12 protein-coding genes are annotated in these 19,699 nt (G+C 57.2%); 8 read left to right on the plus strand and 4 right to left on the minus strand.

Annotated features, from left to right (window positions below; genetic code table 11):
• Positions 1 to 58: 58 nt before the first annotated feature.
• Together VHE34_RS06720 and VHE34_RS06725 are read left to right on the plus strand one after the other, a co-directional pair.
• The gene (locus tag VHE34_RS06720) at positions 59 to 3,379 is read left to right on the plus strand and encodes a VCBS repeat-containing protein (protein WP_325585984.1); all 3,321 of its coding nucleotides are present in this window, start codon (positions 59 to 61) and stop codon (positions 3,377 to 3,379) included.
• Complete coding sequence (locus VHE34_RS06725) at positions 3,372 to 6,722, plus strand: VCBS repeat-containing protein (RefSeq protein WP_325585986.1); 3,351 nt, start codon at positions 3,372 to 3,374, stop codon at positions 6,720 to 6,722. The genes VHE34_RS06720 and VHE34_RS06725 overlap by 8 nt, the downstream gene beginning before the upstream one ends.
• Positions 6,723 to 6,749: 27 nt before the next feature.
• Here VHE34_RS06725 and VHE34_RS06730 read toward each other — a convergent pair whose 3' ends face one another.
• Positions 6,750 to 7,664, minus strand: coding sequence for a GyrI-like domain-containing protein (locus tag VHE34_RS06730; protein WP_325585988.1), 915 nt, complete (start codon positions 7,662 to 7,664; stop codon positions 6,750 to 6,752).
• Positions 7,665 to 7,703: 39 nt separating this feature from the next.
• On the opposite strand from VHE34_RS06730, the gene VHE34_RS06735 reads away from it, so the two are divergent.
• The 6 genes from VHE34_RS06735 to VHE34_RS06760 all read left to right on the plus strand — a co-directional run bounded on the left by VHE34_RS06735 (position 7,704) and on the right by VHE34_RS06760 (position 16,952).
• Entirely contained in the window at positions 7,704 to 9,761 is a 2,058-nt protein-coding gene (locus VHE34_RS06735) for a glycoside hydrolase family 65 protein (RefSeq protein ID WP_325585990.1), read from the plus strand.
• 152 nt (positions 9,762 to 9,913) lie between these two features.
• Entirely contained in the window at positions 9,914 to 10,777 is an 864-nt protein-coding gene (locus VHE34_RS06740; protein WP_325585992.1) for a hypothetical protein, read from the plus strand.
• 3 nt (positions 10,778 to 10,780) lie between these two features.
• A complete protein-coding gene (locus VHE34_RS06745; protein WP_325585994.1) occupies positions 10,781 to 11,755 on the plus strand; it encodes a Gfo/Idh/MocA family oxidoreductase in 975 nt (324 codons plus the stop codon).
• A gap of 7 nt (positions 11,756 to 11,762) precedes the next feature.
• Complete coding sequence (locus VHE34_RS06750) at positions 11,763 to 13,190, plus strand: sugar transferase (RefSeq protein WP_325585996.1); 1,428 nt, start codon at positions 11,763 to 11,765, stop codon at positions 13,188 to 13,190.
• A 67-nt stretch (positions 13,191 to 13,257) separates the two neighbouring features.
• The gene (locus VHE34_RS06755) at positions 13,258 to 16,011 is read left to right on the plus strand and encodes a M1 family metallopeptidase (RefSeq protein ID WP_325585998.1); all 2,754 of its coding nucleotides are present in this window, start codon (positions 13,258 to 13,260) and stop codon (positions 16,009 to 16,011) included.
• A complete protein-coding gene (locus VHE34_RS06760) occupies positions 16,011 to 16,952 on the plus strand; it encodes a hypothetical protein (protein ID WP_325586000.1) in 942 nt (313 codons plus the stop codon). Before VHE34_RS06755 ends, VHE34_RS06760 begins: the two co-directional genes overlap by 1 nt.
• A 2-nt stretch (positions 16,953 to 16,954) precedes the next feature.
• Here VHE34_RS06760 and ispD read toward each other — a convergent pair whose 3' ends face one another.
• From ispD to VHE34_RS06775, 3 genes are all read right to left on the minus strand, one after another.
• Positions 16,955 to 17,629: a 2-C-methyl-D-erythritol 4-phosphate cytidylyltransferase gene (ispD, locus tag VHE34_RS06765; protein WP_325586002.1), complete on the minus strand. Its 675-nt coding sequence runs from the start codon at positions 17,627 to 17,629 to the stop codon at positions 16,955 to 16,957.
• An 8-nt stretch (positions 17,630 to 17,637) separates the two neighbouring features.
• Positions 17,638 to 18,585, minus strand: coding sequence for an isoaspartyl peptidase/L-asparaginase (locus tag VHE34_RS06770; RefSeq protein WP_325586004.1), 948 nt, complete (start codon positions 18,583 to 18,585; stop codon positions 17,638 to 17,640).
• A gap of 118 nt (positions 18,586 to 18,703) precedes the next feature.
• Positions 18,704 to 19,693, minus strand: coding sequence for a bifunctional heptose 7-phosphate kinase/heptose 1-phosphate adenyltransferase (locus tag VHE34_RS06775; RefSeq protein WP_325586006.1), 990 nt, complete (start codon positions 19,691 to 19,693; stop codon positions 18,704 to 18,706).
• Positions 19,694 to 19,699: the final 6 nt, after the last annotated feature.

The following is a 19,699-nucleotide window of genomic DNA, read 5'->3' on the forward strand; positions in this document are numbered from 1 at the left end:
TTAAATAGAATCGATAAATTCGCCGAAGGCCATCCCCGATGGCCTTCGGTCTTTTTAAATGAATAGCTTTAAACTCATCGCCCTCCTCCTCGTTTGCTTCCTTTGCTCCTGCCATCAGGTCCAGCAACCGGGTAAACTCTTCACCCTCCTCGACAACACCGGCATCGATTTCGACAACAAGGTCGTCGACGGCAAGCTCGCCAACAGCTTCCTCTTCCGCAACTTCTACAACGGCGGCGGCGTAGCCACCGGCGATATCAATAACGACGGCCTTCCCGATATCCTCTTCACCTCCAATATGGGGGACAACAAGCTCTATCTCAACAAAGGCGGCTTGAAGTTCGAGGACATCTCCGCAAAAGCCGGCCTCCGCCAGGACAGCATGTGGAGCACCGGCGCCGTCATGGCCGACGTCAACGGCGACGGCTGGCTCGATATCTACATCTGCAACTCCGGCCACATGAAGGACGGGCTCCGGAAGAACAAACTCTATATAAACAACCACAACAACACCTTCACCGACTCCGCCACATATTACGGCCTCGATATCTCCGCCTATACTACCCAGGTCTCCTTCTTCGACTACGACGGCGATGGCGACCTCGACTGCTTCATGATCAACAACAGCCCCATCCCCGTCAACACACTCAACAACGCCAACCGCCGCGACCTCCCCGACGCCCAATGGCCCGTAGCCCCCTTCCTCAAAGGCGGCGGCGACCATCTCTTCCGCAATGACAACGGCCACTTCACCGAGGTCACCAAAGAAGCAGGCATCCACGGCAGCCTCATCAGCTTCGGCCTCGGAGTCTCCGTCGGCGATGTCAACGGCGACGGCCTCCCCGACGTATTCGTATCCAACGACTCCTACGAAAGGGATTACCTCTATATCAACCAGGGCCACGGGAAATTCCGCGACGAGCTCGAAGACCGCATCGGCCACACCAGCTTCAGCTCCATGGGCGCCGACCTCGCCGACATCAACAACGACGGCCATCCCGAGATCTTCACCACCGACATGCTCCCCGACGACGACAACCGCCTCAAGACCCTCGGCGCCTTCGACAACATCGACCTCTACAACGCCAAGCTGAAAGCCGGCTTCTTCCACCAATACATGAAGAACTGCCTCCAACTCAACGACGGCACCGGCCATTTCGTCGACATCGCCAACTACAGCGGGGTATCGGCCTCCGACTGGAGCTGGGGCGCCCTCATCTTCGACATGGACAACGACGGCAACAACGACATCTTTGTCTGCAACGGAGTCAACAAGGACGTCACAAACCTCGACTTCATGGATTTCTTCGCCAACGAGGTCATCCAGAAAATGGTCCTCACAGGGAAAAAAGAAGAGATCGACGAGATCCTGAAAAAGATCCCGGTCAATCCCATGCGCCATAAAGCCTACTGCAACAAAGGCAACCTCCGCTTCGAAGACGCCTCCGCCGACTGGGGTTTCACCCACCCCTCCTTCGCCAACGGCGCCGCCTACGCCGACCTCGACAACGACGGGGATCTCGACCTGGTGATCAATAATGAGAACGGCCCCGCCTTCGTCTATCGCAACAACTCGCGCGAGATAAATCACAACCACTATATCGCATTTAGCCTGAAAGGCAAGGACAAGAATCTCTTCGCCATCGGCGCAAAGGTCAGCGTCTATACCCCCGATGGCGCCCGCTACCGCGAACTGGTCCCCAGCAGGGGCTTCCAGTCCTCCGTAGATTACCGCGTGGAAATGGGCCTCGGTAAGGAGACCCGCATCGACTCCGCCATCATCACCTGGCCCGGCCAGGCTCTCACCCGCCTCATCCGCCCGGCCCCCGATAGCAACTATACCCTCGACCAGGCAAACGCCACAGGACATACCGGACAACCCCAGCCCGTAGACAGCGCAAACCCCCTCCTCCGTCCAATCGCCGCCACCTTCGACAAACACGTCGAAGACGAGAACACCGATTTCTACTACGAGCTTAACCTGCCCAAAATGCTGTCCCGCGAAGGACCAAAAGCCGCGGTCGGCGACCTCAACGGCGACGGCCTCGACGATGTCTATATTGCCGGCGCAAAAGGCCACCCGGGCCAGGTCTATCTCCAGCAACCCGGCGGCCGGTTCATCAAAAAAGCCGAACCCGCCTTCAATCCATTCGTCGACTTCGAAGACGGCGCCGTCGCGATCATCGACGCCGACAAGGACGGGCACCCCGATCTCTTCCTCGGCCCGGCCGGCAATGCCGCCCCCTCCTACAGCCGCGAAATGCAATTCCGGTTATTCAAAAATGACGGCAAAGGCAATTTTACCCTCGACGCAAACGCCTTCCCAACCATCGCCAATGGTTGCAACACCGGTGCGGCCGTCGCCGCCGACTTCAACGGCGACGGCTTCCCCGATCTCTTCGTCGGCGGCCGCAGCGTCCCCCGCGAATATGGTTCGACCCCCGCAAGCCGCATCTTCATCAACGATGGGAAAGGCCACTTCCAGGACATCGCACCCTCGAAAAACCCGGACATCGCCGGCCTCGGGATGATCACCGCCGCAGCCTGGACCGCCCTTCCCAACCATTCACCCGAACTCACCATAACCGGCGAATGGCTCGCCCCCCATATCTATACCTGGGACAAGGACCACTTCGCCGAAAAAAAGACCTCTCTCGGCAACCTCTACGGCTGGTGGGAGTCTCTCGCCGTGCAGGATTGCAACGGCGACGGCCTGCCCGATCTCATCCTCGGTAACATCGGCGACAACTTCTATCTCCACCCCGATTCCGCCCATCCGGTAAAACTCTGGATCGCCGACTTTGACAAAAATGGCATTCCCGATAAGATCCTCACTCGCCGCGTCGACGGCAAGGACATGCCCGTATTCCTCAAACATGAAATGGAACGGCAACTACCCATGCTGAAAAAAGAAAATCTGAAACACGAACAATACGCCGGCAAGACGATCCATGACCTGCTGCCGGCCGGACAACTCGACAGTTGCACCGTCCTGCCCTTCAACTATTGCTCCTCCGTCATCGCCTACAACCTCGGGAACGGCCGCTATTCCATCCAACCCCTGCCGGCAATGGTCCAGCTGTCCTCGGTCAACGCCATCCAATACCTGGACGTCGACGGCGATGGCCATCCGGACCTCGTCATGGGCGGTAACGATTTCGGTTTCCTGCCCCAGTTTGGCCGCCTCGACGCAAGCAAGGGCCATGTCCTCCTCGGCGACGGGAAAGGCCACTTCCATTGGCTGCCCCCCAGCCGCTCCGGCCTTCAATTGAATGGCCAGATCCGCGACATCGAAAAGATCGCCGGCAACCTCCTATTCCTCCAAAACGATGAGACTCCAGTGTTATATCGCATCAATCATCTCCAGCCCCATGAATAGCCGCACGTCCCTGGTAGCCCTCCTCCTCGTTCTCGCAGGCGCCTTTATGCAGGGATGTCACCCCACCCCGCAGGAGCAAACTGGCCCACCGCCATTCAAAGCCCTCGACCATTCAAAGACAGGCCTCGACTTCAGCAACACCCTCCACCCAACGACGGGGTTCAATGTTTTTGACTACATGTATTTTTATAATGGTGGCGGCGTTGGCGCCGGCGACTTCAACAACGACGGCCGTATCGATCTCTTCTTCGCCGCCAGCCAGGAAAACAACAAACTATACCTGAATCAAGGCGCCCTTCACTTCACCGACATCACAAAAAAAGCTGGTATCCCCGAAGACGGCGGCTGGTCCACCGGCGTCTCCATCGTCGACATCAACGACGACGGCCTCCTTGATATCTATATCTGCCGCGTCGGTCAGCTGAACGGCCTACCCGCCAGCCACAACCAGCTCCTCATCTGCCAGGGCATCGACAAGGACGGCATCCCACACTATAAGGAAGAAGCAGCCCAATACGGCCTCGACTTCTCGGGGTTCAGCACCCAGGCCGCCTTCTTCGACTTTGACGGCGACGGGTACCTCGACATGTACCTGATGAATCATTCCATTCATCAAAACGGCACCTTCGGCGTCAGAAAGGACAAGCTCGCCACCTCCACCCCCTTCTCCGGTGATCACCTCTTCCACAACGACGGCAACGGCCACTTCACCGACGTCACCAAACAGGCCGGCATCAATAGCTCGGTCATCGGCTACGGCCTCGGCCTGAACATCGCCGATATCGACCTCGACGGCTATCCCGACATCTATGTCTGCAACGATTTTCATGAGAACGATTATCTCTATATCAACCAGCACAACGGCACCTTCCAGGACCAATCGGCCAAACGTCTCATGCACACCAGCCAATACTCCATGGGCGTGGATATCGCCGACGTTAGCAACGACGGGTTCCCCGAGATCATCTCCATGGACATGTTGCCCAGCGATCCCTATATCCTGAAACGTTCCCTCGGCGAGGATAACTGGGATAATTTCTACCAGAAGATAAGTTTTGGCTATAGCTACCAATACACCCGCAACAACCTCCAGTACAACCGCCGCAACGGCCAGTTCAGCGAGATCGGCCTCTACTCGGGCATCGCCGCCACCGACTGGTCCTGGTCACCCCTCTGGGTCGACTTCGATAACGACGGCCGCAAGGACCTCTTTATCTCCAACGGCATCCCCAAAAGGCTCAACGATATCGACTATATCAACTTTATCCTCAATGACGAGCTCCAGCGCAAAATGGCCAACCGTGACCTCACCGACAAGGACCTCGCCCTGATCGATAAATTCCCCGAGATAAAGCTGCCCAGCCGCTTCTTTACCAACAAAGGCCATATGGAATTCACGGACATCAGCGACGCCGTGCAGAACGAACATCCCACCTTCTCCAACGGCGCGATCGTCGCCGACCTCGACGGCGACGGCGACCTCGATCTCGTCGTCAATAATATCGACGAGCCCGCCATCGTCTACCAGAACACACTGAACGAGCGATCCCCCCGACCGGCTGCGGAAATAACCCTCAGGGGACCGGCCAACAACCGCAACGCCCTCGGGGCAAAGGTCATTCTCTTCGCCGGCGGCGAGATCCACACCTATGAGAAGTATCCCGTTCATGGCTTCCTGTCCAGCGCGGAAACACCCCTCCACGTCGGCCTATACAACATTCACCCCGACTCGGCATTCCTCGTCTGGCCCGACAACGGCTGCCAGCACATCACCCTTCCGGCCACCGGCGGAAAATTGACCTTTTCCTACACAAAGGGGCTCCCCCGTTTCAATTATGAGGAGATTACCGCTTTTCATAAGAATCCAACCCGCCCCGTCGAAGACATCACCGCCGCCACCGGCCTGACCTGGCGCCACCAGGAGAACGACTTCCATGAGTTCGATCGTGAACCCCTCCTCCCCCACATGCTCTCTACCGAAGGCCCCGCGCTCGCCATCGCCGACATCAACCACGATGGCCTGCCCGATGTCTGCATCGGCGGCGCCAAATGGAAAAAAGCCGCCGTTTTTGTCCAAAACACCTCCGGCCACTTCTCCCGGCAACCCGAACCCGCACTCGACAAAGACAGCACCTTCGAAGCCGCCGGCGCCACCTGGGTCGACGTCAATAAGGACGGCGCCCCCGACCTCGTCCTGGCTCCCGGAGGCAATGAATACTTCGGCGACGAACCCTGGAGAAGCCCCGCCGTATACCTCAACGACGGCAAGGGCAACCTTCAAAAACTGCCTGACGCCTTCTTCCATCTCTATCTCAACGCTTCCTGCGTAGCGCCAAACGACATCGATGGCGACGGCGCCCCCGACCTCTTCATCGGCGGTCGATCTGTCCCCTTCGAATATGGCAGGATCCCTCGTAGCTATCTGCTGCTTAACGACGGCAAAGGTCATTTCAAAGACGCCACCGAACGGTTCTCAAAAGAACTGGCCACCGTCGGCTTCGTCACCTCCGCCCAATGGTTCGACCTCGACAGGGACGGCCGCAAAGACCTCCTGCTTACCCTCGAATGGGGCGGCATCGTCGCCTTCCTCGACAAGAACGGCCATTTCGAGAAAAAGACCCTCTGCGACAAAAAAGGATGGTGGAACTTCGTTCTCCCCGTCGACCTCAACGGCGACGGCAACATCGACCTCGTCGCAGGCAACCTCGGCCTCAACAGCCGGCTCAAAGCCACATCGGAACAACCCGTACGGCTCTACTATTATGACTTCGACGGCAACGGGAAGAAAGACCAGGTCCTCACCTACTATCTCAACGGCCGGGAACTCCCCTTCGCCAACAAGGAAGAACTGGAAAAGCAGATGCCGGTGTTGAAAAAGAACTTCCTCTATGCCGACGACTTCGCAAAGGCGAGCCTTACCGATCTTTTCTCCCGCGAGGACCTGCAAAAAGCGGATACCCTCACCGCCGACTATTTCTCCAACGCGATCCTCATCAACCAGGGCGACAACAGCTTCCGCATCCAGGCCATGCCCTGGGAAGCCCAGCTCTCCTCCTATCGGACCGCAGCCCTTGTAGATGCCAACAACGACAGCCTGCCGGATATCCTCCTCGCCGGGAATTACTACGAGAACAATATCCAGATGGGCCGGTACGATGCGGACTTCGGCACGATCCTCCTCAACAAAGGCGGCGCGGCCTTCGATGCGGTTCCGCTCAATGGAATAGCACTCAAAGGACAGGTCAGACACCTCGGCGAATTGACCGTCGCCGGCAAAAAGACCTGGCTCGCCGTCTGCAACAACGACAGCGTAAAGGTTTTCCGGTTTGCCCCCAAACCATAACCCCGCAAGACCACGGAGTCAACGATCTTAAAAAATGGGATAATAGATCCGCGTAACCCAACGCGTACTGTCCGGCTCCGCCCGGCGATCGGTCACCAGCATCTGGAAAGGAATTGCCATGACCGTTAACTGGTAATCGCGAATAAACTTATCCATGCTCCTGAAAGCCATATCCACGGTACCTGGCCCTCCCTTCACTTCGCAAGCCAGGTATCGCCAGGGGATCAACCGCATAAAGAAAAGATCGCCCTTGTTCTCCAGCCGGGTATCCACAGGGACCGCCGCCAACAGCTTGTACCTCCCGGGGTGCCCCTCCTCGGGAGCGATATTTACCATCGGGTGGTTCGTGGCCTTGCTATGCATAGCCGAAACATATCTCGACAGCTTGGCGATCTGCGCGTAGATGTCCTCGGTCGTCGGCAGGCCGTTCTTCTCCATCCGCGTCGCGATAAGCAGGGTGTCCGGCAACATTTCGATCTTGATGCCGACGCCATAAAGGTTCTCCTTTTTGGAAAGAAAAGATCCAGCCTTCGCCAGAACCCGGTCCATGACATTTTTCAACCCCGCCGCCCGACGGTACTGCCGGATCCGGTCCAGGGGACTCCATCCGCAATGCAGCTGCGTCTCCCATTGTAACAAGGTGGAGTCCTGGATGCCTACCGGCAGCAGGCGCAGCTGGCTGCTCAATTCGCCGCGCGGATCGCGGATACCAATATGCACCACATGATAGGAAAGCCTCTGGATATGAAAATCCTTCCGCGTCGCGCTGTCCGGCCACCAGCCCTCCCACCGCGACCCCTCGCTCAAAAATGGCCACGCAGCAACCGCCCTGCACTTCAAAAGCTCAACCCGCGAGACCGTAAGCGTAGAAGGAATAAAGACATCGATCAGTACAACTGCAACAAGCAACACCCCGGCAACAACGAAGACCCATTTTTTCATATGGCGCTAAAAATAAACAATAATGTGTAAATTGTACCCATGCGCGCCATACTCCTTCTATTCACCCTTTGCCTCGGCCTCCCCACCCTCCTGCCGGCACAATCAACCTCCACAACCCAGGCCGCCGCCACCGATACCTGGACCATCAACGCAGAAAATATCGACCCCTCCAACTACTTCGGCGTCACCGTCGCCAACGGCATGGTCGGCCTCGTCTCCTCCACAGAACCCTTCAAGGCAAAAGACGTAGTCCTCAACGGCGCCTTCGACCTCTACGGCCGCGGCCGCGTCAGCAACATCCTCAAAACATTCAACTTCGTCAACCTCTACCTCGACATCGACGGCAGCCGCATCGACAACTTCAGGCAGGTCAGCAACCTCCGCCAGTCCCTCGACATGAAGCACGCCTGCCTCACCACACAGTTCGACTATGCCGGCAAGGCCACCGTCAGCTATACCTGGTACTCCCTCCGCCAGCTGCCCTATACGGCCCTGGTGGACGTCTCCATCAAAGCCCGCAAGGACATCGATATCATCCCCGCCAGTGTCATGGAAGCGCCCGATATGCTGAAGGACGTCGAGAACTACTACAACGAGATCGATCGCCCCCATGTCACCATCTCCCTCCTCACCTCGACCGCAAAGAGTCCCACCGGCAAACTCCTCATGGCGGCCTCCAACAGCATCCTCTTCGACGAGCCCCACGGCACAGAACCGGACATCATCCATGAAATGTGGGATAACAACATGCATCTCATCAAATTCAAAAAACATCTCACCGCCGGCACTACCTATCATTTCGCCGTCGTCGGCTCCACCCTCACCTCCGCCCACAACGAAGACCCGCTCAACGAAGCCGAACGCCTCACGCTCTTCGCTACCCTCCAGGGCAGCAAACAACTGATAAAAGCCCACCAACAGGCCTGGGAACAACTCTGGCAAAGCGATATTATCATCGACGGCGACGACGCCATGCAACGCGAGATCCGGGAAATGCTCTATCACCTCTACTCCTTCGCCCGCGAAGGCACCGCCTATAGCCTCTCACCCATGGGCCTCAGCGGTCTCGGCTACAACGGCCATACGTTCTGGGACACCGAGATATGGATGTACCCCGCCCTGCTCCTGTTGCAACCCAGGATCGCGGCTTCCCTTATGGAATATCGTTACCGCCGTCTCCCGGCCGCCATGCAAAACGCCGCCGACCACGGCTACAAAGGCGCAATGTTCCCCTGGGAAAGCGCAGCCAGCGGCAACGAAGAGACCCCCGTATGGGCTCTCAGCGGCCCCTTCGAACACCATATCACCGCCGATGTCGGTATCGCCGCGTGGAACTACTACCTCGTTACCCGCGACAAGACCTGGCTCAAAGAAAAAGGCTACCCCATCCTCCAGGCTACCGCCGACTTCTGGGCCAGCCGCGTCGAACGCAACGGCCCCGGCCACTACGATATAAAGAACGTCGTCGCGGCCGACGAATGGGCCGAGAATATCGACAACAATGCCTTTACGAACGCAGCCGCGCGCGCAAATCTCCAATATGCCACGGAAGCTGCGCGCGTACTGGGATTGACCCCGGACGCAGATTGGACAAATGTGCGGAACAATATTCCCATCCTCCGCTTCCCCGACGGAGTGACGCGCGAACACGCAAGCTATAATGGAGAAAAGATTAAACAGGCCGATGTCAATCTCCTCGCCTACCCCCTCAAAGAGATTACCGATGCCGCCGCGATCCGCCGCGACCTCGACTACTACGAACCAAGAGTAGGAGAAGGCCCTGCCATGACCCACGCCATCTTCTCCATCCTGTACGAACGGCTGGGCCAACCCGATAAAGCGCTATCGGCTCTGAAACAAGGCTATACGCCCAATCTCCGGCCACCCTTCGGGGTCATCGCAGAGACCGCAACAGGCAATAATCCCTACTTCGCCACCGGCGCCGGCGGCGTCCTCCAGGCCATGCTGAATGGCTTCGGCGGGCTGGATATCACCCCCAACGGGGTCATCCAACTACCTACCCGCCTGCCCGCGGGCTGGAAAAGCCTCAAGATCACAGGGGTCGGAATAAGTAAAAACACTTACTCCGTTAAGTAATCCCTCTTACGTATGGATGAATCCGGCAAAGTTTTTGGTATTCAGTACAATAAACACTCGTATTTACGTTTGTGTAATTGTTGAATAATGAGGAAAGACCCTTATTTATTTTCGAGAAAGACCTTTAAAATTTCCAACTCCAATATCGGCGTATGAAGTTGTCGCTTACCTTTATTCGGTCATTGTTCAGGAACCTTTACTTCCTTATGTTTTTGAATGGCTTCCTCATAGCCGTTCTGCTTTGCTTTAAGATCCAGGCCTCGTACGAGGACGGACTCTTCTCCTCCATCAAAACCAGCATCAACCAACGCATCGACGCAGACGATACCGCAGACTCCATCGTGGTAAAATCCATGAATGTCTGCTACTTCCTCATGAAACCCCGCGCGGCCACATTCAACGCTGATCATGTCGACGCGGCAATGGGTCTCGAGGCCGGCATCTTCCGCTCCACCGCGGTCGACCTGATGACCGCCAGCGGCGCCTGCGGCAGCTATTCCCAGGTCCTGGCCCGCATTATCGATTCCTATCACTACCCCGTTCGCATCGCCCAGATGAAAGCCCATGGTTACTACGGCGCCCACAACGTCGTCGAGGCCTATACCGGCAAACGCTGGGTGCTCCTCGATCCCACCTTCAATCTCGCTTTCAGCCGCCCCGACGGAATCCTCGCCAATTTCGCCGACGTTCACGGCAACTGGTCCTGGTACGCCCGGCAGGTTCCCGATGACTACGATCTTAGCTACAAATACGAGGACGTTCGCTATACCAACTGGACCAAGATCCCCGTGATCATGCCCGCCATGAAAAAGGCCCTTTCCTTCGTCCTCGGCGCCCAGCGGGTCGACGGCTTCTCGCTTCGCACCCACTTCATGAACACCTACATGGTCTGCTTCAACATCGTTCTCATCCTCGAGATCGGCTTGCTGCTCGCCACCCTCAAAAGGACCTTCAAGACCTTACCCTGGTCTTTTTCTCGCCATTTTGATGTAGGTTTGGGGCAGAATAAAATTTAATAAATGCTCAAAGTCGGTGTTTTCGGCGTCGGTCACCTGGGAAAATTTCATCTGAACAACTGGAAAGAGATAAAAAAGGCCGAACTGACCGGATTCTATGACCCCAACGACACGATAGCCGAACAGGTAGCCGCAAAATACCAGCTCACCCGCTTCACCGACCCCGACCAGCTCATCGACGCCTGCGACCTCATCGACGTGGTCGCGCCTACCCCCCTCCATTTTCAGCTCTGCGAAAAAGCCATCCGCAAAGGGAAACATGTCTTCGTAGAAAAACCCCTCGCCAACACCATGGAGGAAGCCCGTATCCTCGTCAAGCTCGTACGGGAATCCAACGTTAAGCTGCAGGTAGGCCATGTCGAACGCTTCAACCCCGCCTACCTCGCCCTCGAATCGGTAGCGCTACACCCCCTCTTCATCGAAGTGCACCGCCTGGCCCAATTCGATCCCCGCGGCACTGAGGTCAGCGTCATCCTCGACCTCATGATCCACGACATCGACATCATCCTCAGCCTCATAAAAAGCGAGGTCAAATCCATTTCCGCCAGCGGAGTCGCCGTCCTCACCGATACCCCGGATATTGCCTCCGTTCGCGTTGAGTTCAACAACGGCTGCGTAGCCAATCTTACCTCCAGCCGCATCTCGATGAAGAAGATGCGCAAAATGAGACTGTTTCAGAAAGATGCCTATATCGGCATCGATTTTCTTAATAAAAAGACAGAGGTCATCAAGCTCAAGACGCCTAACGACCGGGACGTCTTCGCCTTCGACATCGAAACCCCCAACGGCAAAAAGACCATTGCCCTTTCCAATCCCGCCGTCCCCGAGGTCAACGCCATCCGGATGGAACTGGAAACCTTCTGCGACGCCATCCTCACAAACACACCCACCCGCGTATCCGAAGTGGACGGCTTCCGGGCCATGGACATCGCTCACCAGATCCTGCAAAAGATAAAACACAATACGATCAATACCTGACAGGTCCATGCCGGCGTCCAAAAGAATACATACCATCTCCATCCTTTGGTATATCCTCAGCGACTACCTGGCCGCCATCCTGGCAGCAAACATCTTCCACTTCAGCCGCCGCTACCTTTTATCAGAAGCGATCTTCGTCAACCACCACCTCCTCCTGACCCAACGATTCTGGCTTGGCGCCGCCACCATCCCCGTCTGCTGGCTCATCCTCTTCACCATCGCCGGCTCCTACCAGAATCTCTACCAGAAGTCCCGGCTAACCGAGATGACCAACACCTTCATCTCCTGCCTCATAGGATGCACCATCGTCTTCTTCGCGATCGTCTTCAACGACCCCGTAAAAGATTATCACTACTTCTATCAAACCTACTTCATCTATCTCTTCTCCCAATTCCTCCTCACCGCCATCGGCCGCATCCTGATCCTCAACTTCGTCCGCAGCCAGGTCCGCCGGGGAAAGATCTTCTTCAATACCCTCCTCGTCGGTTGCGACCAGGTCGCTACCCATATCTATAAGAATACCCGGGAAGGCCTCGCATTCTCCGGCTATCGCTACACCGGCTATGTCAGCAACGGCAACTCTTCCAGCAACGGCATCGCCCACTGGCTCCCCGATCTCGGCAGCTCCGAAACGATAGAAAAGACCATCGATGACCACGACATCCGCCTCGTCGTCGTCGCCCTTGAAGCCGGCGACCGGCACGAACTCGAGGCCATCGTCGAAAAACTAAGCATCAAGGACGTCCGAATAAAGATCATTCCCAGCACCCTCGACATCCTCGCCGGATCGGTACGCACCAGCAACGTCCTCGGCGCCGTCCTCTCCGACATCTATACCAGCCCGATGCCCGAATGGCAGCAAAATATCAAGCGCATCATGGACATCTCCTGCGCCGTCATCGGGTCCGTCTTCTTTTCCCCCCTGATGCTCTACGCCGCCATCCGCGTCCGGCTCTCCTCCCCAGGCCCGATCCTGTATAAACAAGAACGAATCGGCTTCAAAGGCAAGAAATTCCAGATCTATAAATTCCGCTCCATGACCCAGGACGCGGAAAAGGACGGCCCCGCCCTCTCCTCCGATAACGACCCCCGCATCACCCCCTGGGGCCGGACCATGCGGAAATGGCGCATCGACGAGCTTCCGCAATTGTGGAATATCCTCAGCGGCGAAATGAGCCTGGTCGGCCCCCGCCCCGAACGGGAATATTATGTCGAACAATTGTACCTCCGCACCCCCTATTTTCGTTACCTCTTAAAGGTAAAGCCCGGTCTCACTTCCTGGGGCATGATCCAGTTCGGATACGCCGGCAACCTGGATGAAATGCTCGAAAGGATGAAATATGACCTCATGTATTTGGAGAACATTTCCCTCGTACTCGATATGAAGATCATGCTGCACACCCTCCGGATCATCCTAACGGGACAGGGAAAATAGGAAGCGCTGGAAGCGCTTCGGCCGAAGGCCAGACATTAGCGCTAAAGCGCCAAAGGCGCAAAAAACTATGAAGAAACTCGCACTGACCCTCCTAATACTCTCTATTGCTCTGTTGGCCCGGCCGCAGGACGCCCAGGCACAATCCTACTGGCAACAACAGGTTGATTACACCATCGACGTCTCCCTCAACGACCCCGAAAAAACCCTCGACGCCTTCGCCCGCATCCAATACACCAACAACTCCCCGGATACCCTCTCCTTCATCTGGTTCCACCTCTGGCCCAACGCCTATAAGAACGATCGTACCGCCTTCAGCGAACAACTCCTCGGCAACGGCCGCACCGACTTCTACTTCTCCAATAAGGAAAAACGCGGCTATATCAATCGCCTCGACTTTCGCGTAGACGGCCAGGAAGCAAAAATGGAGGACCACCCCCTCTATATCGATATCATAAAACTGGTTCTGCCAAAACCCCTCGCACCCGGCGGCCGCACCACCATCACCACTCCCTTCCACGTGAAATTACCCTATAACTTCTCCCGCGGCGGCTGGACGGCCACACCCCAAAAACCCATCCACCACGCCTTTGGCAAACCGCCCACCTCCGCACCAACACCCCCCATCCTGGCCTACCAGGTCACCCAATGGTACCCCAAACCCGCCGTCTATGACAGCCACGGCTGGCATCCCATCCCCTATCTCGACCAGGGCGAGTTCTACAGCGAGTTCGGCAGCTTCGACGTCCATATCACCGTCCCAAAGAATCTCATCGTCGCCGCCACCGGCCAGTCACAGGATACCACTTCGACAACAACCACAAAGACCCTTCACTACAAACAGGACCGCATCCATGACTTCGCCTGGTTCGCAGACCGCAAATTCAAGGTCGATCACGACACCCTCCAACTGCCCTCCGGCCGCATCATCGATATATATTCCTACTACACCCCCACGGCACCCGACGGTTGGAACAACAGCACAACCTTCATAAAGGACGCCGTCCGTTTCCGCTCCGCCCTCATCGGCGAGTACCCCTACAACGTCGTCACCGCCGTCCAGGCAGGAATGGGAACCACCGGCGGCATGGAATACCCCACCATCACGGCCATCAACACCCCCGGCCCCGCCCGCGAAATCGACCTCACCATCGAACACGAGGTAGGCCACAATTGGTTCTACGGCATCCTCGGAACCAACGAACGCCGCTATCCCTGGATGGACGAAGGGATCAACACCTACTACGATAACCGCTACGAAACCGCAAAATACCCGCCGGCAGAGGACAACACTGTTCCCACTTTCTACACCGCCGCCGTTCAGAAACGCGATCAACCCATCTCCACACCCTCCCAGGACTTCACAGAGTCGAATTATTTCGACATCGCCTATACCAAGACGGGCAACTGGATGAAGATGCTCGAAGACAGCCTCGGCGCCGCAACGTTCGATCGCTGCATGCAACAATATTATCACGACTGGCAATTCAGGCACCCTTACCCGGAGGACTTTAAGACCGTCGTCACGCATACCAGCGAGCGCCGGCTCGACACCTTCTTCGCGCTCCTCGACAAAAAAGGCGCCCTCCCACCCCTGCCCGCACACCGGAAGCTGAAGCCGGCCCTGCTGTTCAGCACGAGGGATACCGACAAGTACAATTACATCGGCCTCTCCCCGGCCGTCGCTTACAACGAGTATGATCACCTCATGGTCGGCCTGCTGGTGCACAATTTCAATTGGCCCCCCAACCCCATCCAGTTCTTCATAGCGCCGGTGTACGCCCTCAATAGCCACCAGGTCAATGGCGCGGGCGGCCTCATCGCCACCCTCTATCCCGATCACGGACTGCAGAAGATCCAGGGTCTCCTCGGCGTCCAACGGCTCTCCTCCATGAGCGCCACCGACAGCAGCGGCAAAACCATCTTCGGCCAGTACTACAAGATCACCCCCGGCCTTCGCATCGTCTTTCCAAAAGCATCCGCCCGTAGCACATTCGAGTCGTCCCTCGAATGGAAGACCTTCCTGATCGGTGAAAAGAATCTCGATCACTTCGTCAGGAAGTCAACCGACTCCCTCTACTACCCCACACCCGGGAAATATGATTTCCGATACCTGAACCAGCTCTCCTTCGACATCCGCGATACCCGCGCCCTCTATCCGTTCAATGCCCGCCTCCAACTCCAGCAGGCCGCCTCCTGGTACCGCCTCAACTTCGTCGCCAACTATTTCTTCAACTATGCGGACGGCGGCGGCCTCGACTTCCGGGTGTTCGGCGCCAAATTCGGCTATCTCGGCGCCCGCTCGCCTTCGCAGGATCTCAGCCGCTACATGCCGAAGCTCACCGCCCTTCGGGGAAATGAGGACTACACCTACAGCGACTATTTCATCGGGCGCAACGAATTTACCGGCGGAGCCAGCCAGCAAATCCTCATGCGGGACGGCGACCTCAAACTCCGGACCGATCTCTTCCAGTCCCTCCAGGGCCGCTCCGACAATTGGGTGGCTTCAGTCAATCTCCGCTCTACGCTTCCCCGCGCGATCGTCCCCCAATGGCTCCCCCTCCGGGTCTTCTTCGACGCCGGCACCTACGCCGAGGCCTGGCAGAACAATCCGCCGACCAGCCACTTCCTCTACGTGGCCGGCCTCGAACTCTCGCTGATCCATGACGTCGTCCGCATCTACGCACCCCTCTTCTACAGCAGCGATTTCTCCACCCAACTGAAGACCGTCTCCGACCAGAACACCTTCATCAAAAAGATATCCTTTAGCATCGACCTCCAGAACATCTCCCTCGGAAAACTATTTGGGATCTCCCCATTCTGATGAACACCGAATTCCATATACGTTTCCTTAAAAGGCAGCAGATCGATACCGCCCGCTGGGACGCCTGCATCACCCAATCCAACAATCGCCTGATCTATGCCTTCCACCCTTACCTCGACACGATGACGGACGGCCGCTGGGACGCTCTCATTTGGGAAGATTATCGGGCCGTTATGCCCCTTACCTGGCGCCGGAAATATGGCATCACCTACCTGGCCCAGCCTCCGTTTACCCAGCAAACAGGCATCTTCGCCCCCGAAACTCCCTCCATCGGCCTCATCCTCGCCTTCCTGCGGGCGGCTTCCAGTCGCTACCCCTTCGTTGAAATTTTTCTCAACTATGCCAACCCCGCCGCTGGCCTGGAACCCCGCAACAACTTCATCCTGCCGCTTGACAAACCTTACGAGCTCCTGGCTGCCGCCTATACACACCATCTTCGCCGCATCCTGCGACGCGTCCCCACGCTCCCGCTGCAATACACCCCCGACGTACCCCTTGATCATGCGCTGCAGGCCTATGAACAACTCTACCGTCATCGAATTCGGAATGCAAAGAACAGGGACTTTCGGAACTTTGCCGCTTTGTGCTACCAATACCGGAAAAAAGAACAATTGATCCTGAGAGCAGTGAAAGATAGTCAATCGCAATGGCTGGCGATAGCCGTTCTCCTGCGGGATGCCCACCGCCTCTATCTTCTCCAATCCACCGCACTTCCGGCAGGCCGGGAAAGGGGCGCAAACCATTTCCTGGTTGACCGGCTCATCCACGAGTTCTCCGGCCAGCCGATGATCCTCGACTTCGAAGGATCCGAACACCCCGGCGTTGCGCGATTCTACGCTGCCTTTGGAAGCATCCTCCAGCCTTATTTCTTCTATCGCTCCAACACCCTGCCCTGGCCCGTCCGACTTCTTAAGCCGCCGACGCGGATGACCAACGGCTGATTTTAAAGTCGCCATCGCAACATTTCCGCCGCCAGAACAAGATCGTCCGGGGTAGTGATCTTGATATTGCTCACCTCCCCCTCCACCAGGTGCACCGTCCGCCCCGCCGCCTCCACCACCGTCGCCTCATCCGTAAACGCACCGCCATCAGCGGCCGCCCCAAACGCATCCAGCAACACCCCACCCAAAAACGTCTGCGGCGTCTGCACCAGCCTGATCCGGCTCCGGTCCAACGGCCGGCTGCCCTCCCCCTCTACCCACCGCACACTATCCTTACAATCCACCACCGGGATAGCCGATCCCAGCCGTATAGCCTGCTCGAAACACCGCCGCACAAGCCCCACACTGGCCAGGCAACGAACCCCGTCATGGACACCCACCACCGACTCCCGCTCCACCAGCCTCAGCCCATTCCGCACCGACAGAAACCGCGTCTCCCCACCCTCGACCATCCGTACCCGCCCAGGCTCCGCGACACTCGCGGCAATGTCCTTCGCCACCTCCCAATGCCCGGCCGGAACCACCAGGATCACCGAAAGCTCATCATAAGCCGCCAAAAAAATGTTGATTGAATACCACAGCAAAGGCTTACCCTCCAGCAACAGGAATTGCTTGGGAACAGGCGCCCCCATCCTCGAACCCGACCCGCCCGCAACGATCACGGCATATTTATTCATGCCCCAAGTTACTTATAAATCGCTACCATGCCGGAACCATCGCTGCTCTTATATCCGCGATACATGCCCTGGCTGTTGAACACCAGCGCCGCATTCCCCTGTCCATCCACCCCGATCATCCCCCCTTCGCCGTCAATGGCCATCAGCTTCTCATGCACCACTACCTCCATCGCCTCCTGTAGCGTAAGCCCCTTATATTCCATCAGGCAGCTGACATCATGCGCCGCCACCGCCCGGATGAACATCTCCCCATGCCCCGTACAACTGATGCCACAGGTAAGGTTATTCGCATAGGTCCCCGCACCGATGATCGGGCTGTCCCCGATCCGGCCGTATTTCTTGTTCGTCATCCCGCCCGTACTCGTCGCCGCGGCAATATTCCCCTGCTGATCGCAGGCCACCGCGCCAACCGTCCCAAACTTCTTGTCCCGCATCAGCTCCTCCAGCCGCTGATGCGTGTGGTCCAAAGAATACGTATCCGAATCGCGGATCGCCTTCCATTGGTCATACCGGAACTGCGAAAAGAAATACTCGTCCGGCTCCAGCTTGATCCCCTGCTTGATCGCAAAATCGCTCGCCCCCTTGCCGCTCAGGAACACATGGTTGCTGTTCAACATCACCTCCGTCGCCAGCTCGATCGGGTTCCGGACGTTACGGACACCCGTAACCGAACCGGCATCCAGCGTACGCCCATCCATGATGGCCGCATCCATTTCCTGCAGCCCCTTCTTGGTGAACACCGAACCCCGCCCGGCATTGAAAAGCATATTGTCTTCGAGGATCACAATGGTGGCCTTGATCGCATTGATGGCCGACCCACCCTGTTCCAATACGGCAAACCCGGCGTTCATCGCCTGTTGCAGGCCTTTGAGATAGGCTTCTTCCAGCTCAGGGGTCATATCTTCCTTCAGGATCGTACCTGCCCCGCCGTGGATCGCGAGAGTATATCTGGACATAGTGCGAAGCTACTCCAAATAGCGAGGAATATTTTTGAAGAATATTCGAAGATGTTTGAACATCAACTAACGTCCGCCCACTTTTGTTGCATCCCATCAACAGGCTCAACCGCCCGTCTCAACGCAGCAGCCTCTTACACTCCTCCAGCAACCGCCCCTTATCTATCGCCACCGTCCCCACTTCCTCGCACACCAGCCCACCCGCAATATTGGCCACCTCCGCCATCAATCCCACATCCTTCGTCGCCGCATACACCAGCGACGCCACCGCCACCACCGTATCCCCCGCACCCGATACATCGGCAATATTCCGCAGATGCGAAGGGATGATCAACCCCTTCTCGCCCCGCCGGCAATAAACGCCCTTCTCCGATAAGGTAATAAACGATATCTCATGATGCAACCGGTCCGCCAGTTTCTCATGCACCAAACCCATCGCCGCCTCGCTCACCTCCTCCAAAAAGATATTCAATCCCTCCTTCACCTCCTTCAGATTCGGCTTGAAGATCGTCACCCCCTCATAAGAAAAGAAATTCTTCCGCTTCGGGTCCACCGCCGTCACAACGCCATGCCGCCGGCAAAGCGCCACCGCCTCCCGGATCACCCGGGGCGTCAGCACCCCCTTATTATAATCCTCGAAGATCACCACCTGTGGCTTCTCCATTTCCAGGTACCGCCGCAGCTCCCCAAGCATCTCATCTTCCATCCCCGATGATACATCGGCCGTCGTCTCCGAATCCAGCCGCAACATCTGTTGATTGCGGCCCATCACCCTGGCCTTGGTCGTCGTGATCCGATCGGCAGTCGTCAGCAGATAGTCGGTATTGATCCCCTCCTCCCGCAACAACCCCTCCAGCCGCTCCCCGTCCGGGTCCGCGCCAAGCACCGAGAACACCGTCACCTTCGCACCAAGCGACGCCAGGTTCAACGCGACATTCCCCGCTCCCCCGATCCGGTTCTCCCGCCGCTCCAACGCCACCACCGGCACCGGCGCCTCGGGCGAGATCCGCTCCACATGCCCCCACAAATAGGTATCCAGCATCATATCGCCGATAACGCCCGCCTTTATCTGATCGAACTGCCCGAACAACTTGCTAAGATCCATCATGCTAAT

Source organism: Puia sp., from assembly GCF_035546395.1.
Lineage (GTDB): Bacteria > Bacteroidota > Bacteroidia > Chitinophagales > Chitinophagaceae > Puia.

Bases quoted from the DNA above. Each gene is read 5' to 3' on its own strand.
- VHE34_RS06720 (WP_325585984.1), top strand. From the start codon at position 59: ATGAATAGCTTTAAACTCATCGCCCTCCTCCTCGTTTGCTTCCTTTGC.
- VHE34_RS06725 (WP_325585986.1), top strand. From the start codon at position 3,372: ATGAATAGCCGCACGTCCCTGGTAGCCCTCCTCCTCGTTCTCGCAGGC.
- VHE34_RS06730 (WP_325585988.1), bottom strand. From the start codon at position 7,664: ATGAAAAAATGGGTCTTCGTTGTTGCCGGGGTGTTGCTTGTTGCAGTT.
- VHE34_RS06735 (WP_325585990.1), top strand. From the start codon at position 7,704: ATGCGCGCCATACTCCTTCTATTCACCCTTTGCCTCGGCCTCCCCACC.
- VHE34_RS06740 (WP_325585992.1), top strand. From the start codon at position 9,914: ATGAAGTTGTCGCTTACCTTTATTCGGTCATTGTTCAGGAACCTTTAC.
- VHE34_RS06745 (WP_325585994.1), top strand. From the start codon at position 10,781: ATGCTCAAAGTCGGTGTTTTCGGCGTCGGTCACCTGGGAAAATTTCAT.
- VHE34_RS06750 (WP_325585996.1), top strand. From the start codon at position 11,763: ATGCCGGCGTCCAAAAGAATACATACCATCTCCATCCTTTGGTATATC.
- VHE34_RS06755 (WP_325585998.1), top strand. From the start codon at position 13,258: ATGAAGAAACTCGCACTGACCCTCCTAATACTCTCTATTGCTCTGTTG.
- VHE34_RS06760 (WP_325586000.1), top strand. From the start codon at position 16,011: ATGAACACCGAATTCCATATACGTTTCCTTAAAAGGCAGCAGATCGAT.
- ispD (WP_325586002.1), bottom strand. From the start codon at position 17,629: ATGAATAAATATGCCGTGATCGTTGCGGGCGGGTCGGGTTCGAGGATG.
- VHE34_RS06770 (WP_325586004.1), bottom strand. From the start codon at position 18,585: ATGTCCAGATATACTCTCGCGATCCACGGCGGGGCAGGTACGATCCTG.
- VHE34_RS06775 (WP_325586006.1), bottom strand. From the start codon at position 19,693: ATGATGGATCTTAGCAAGTTGTTCGGGCAGTTCGATCAGATAAAGGCG.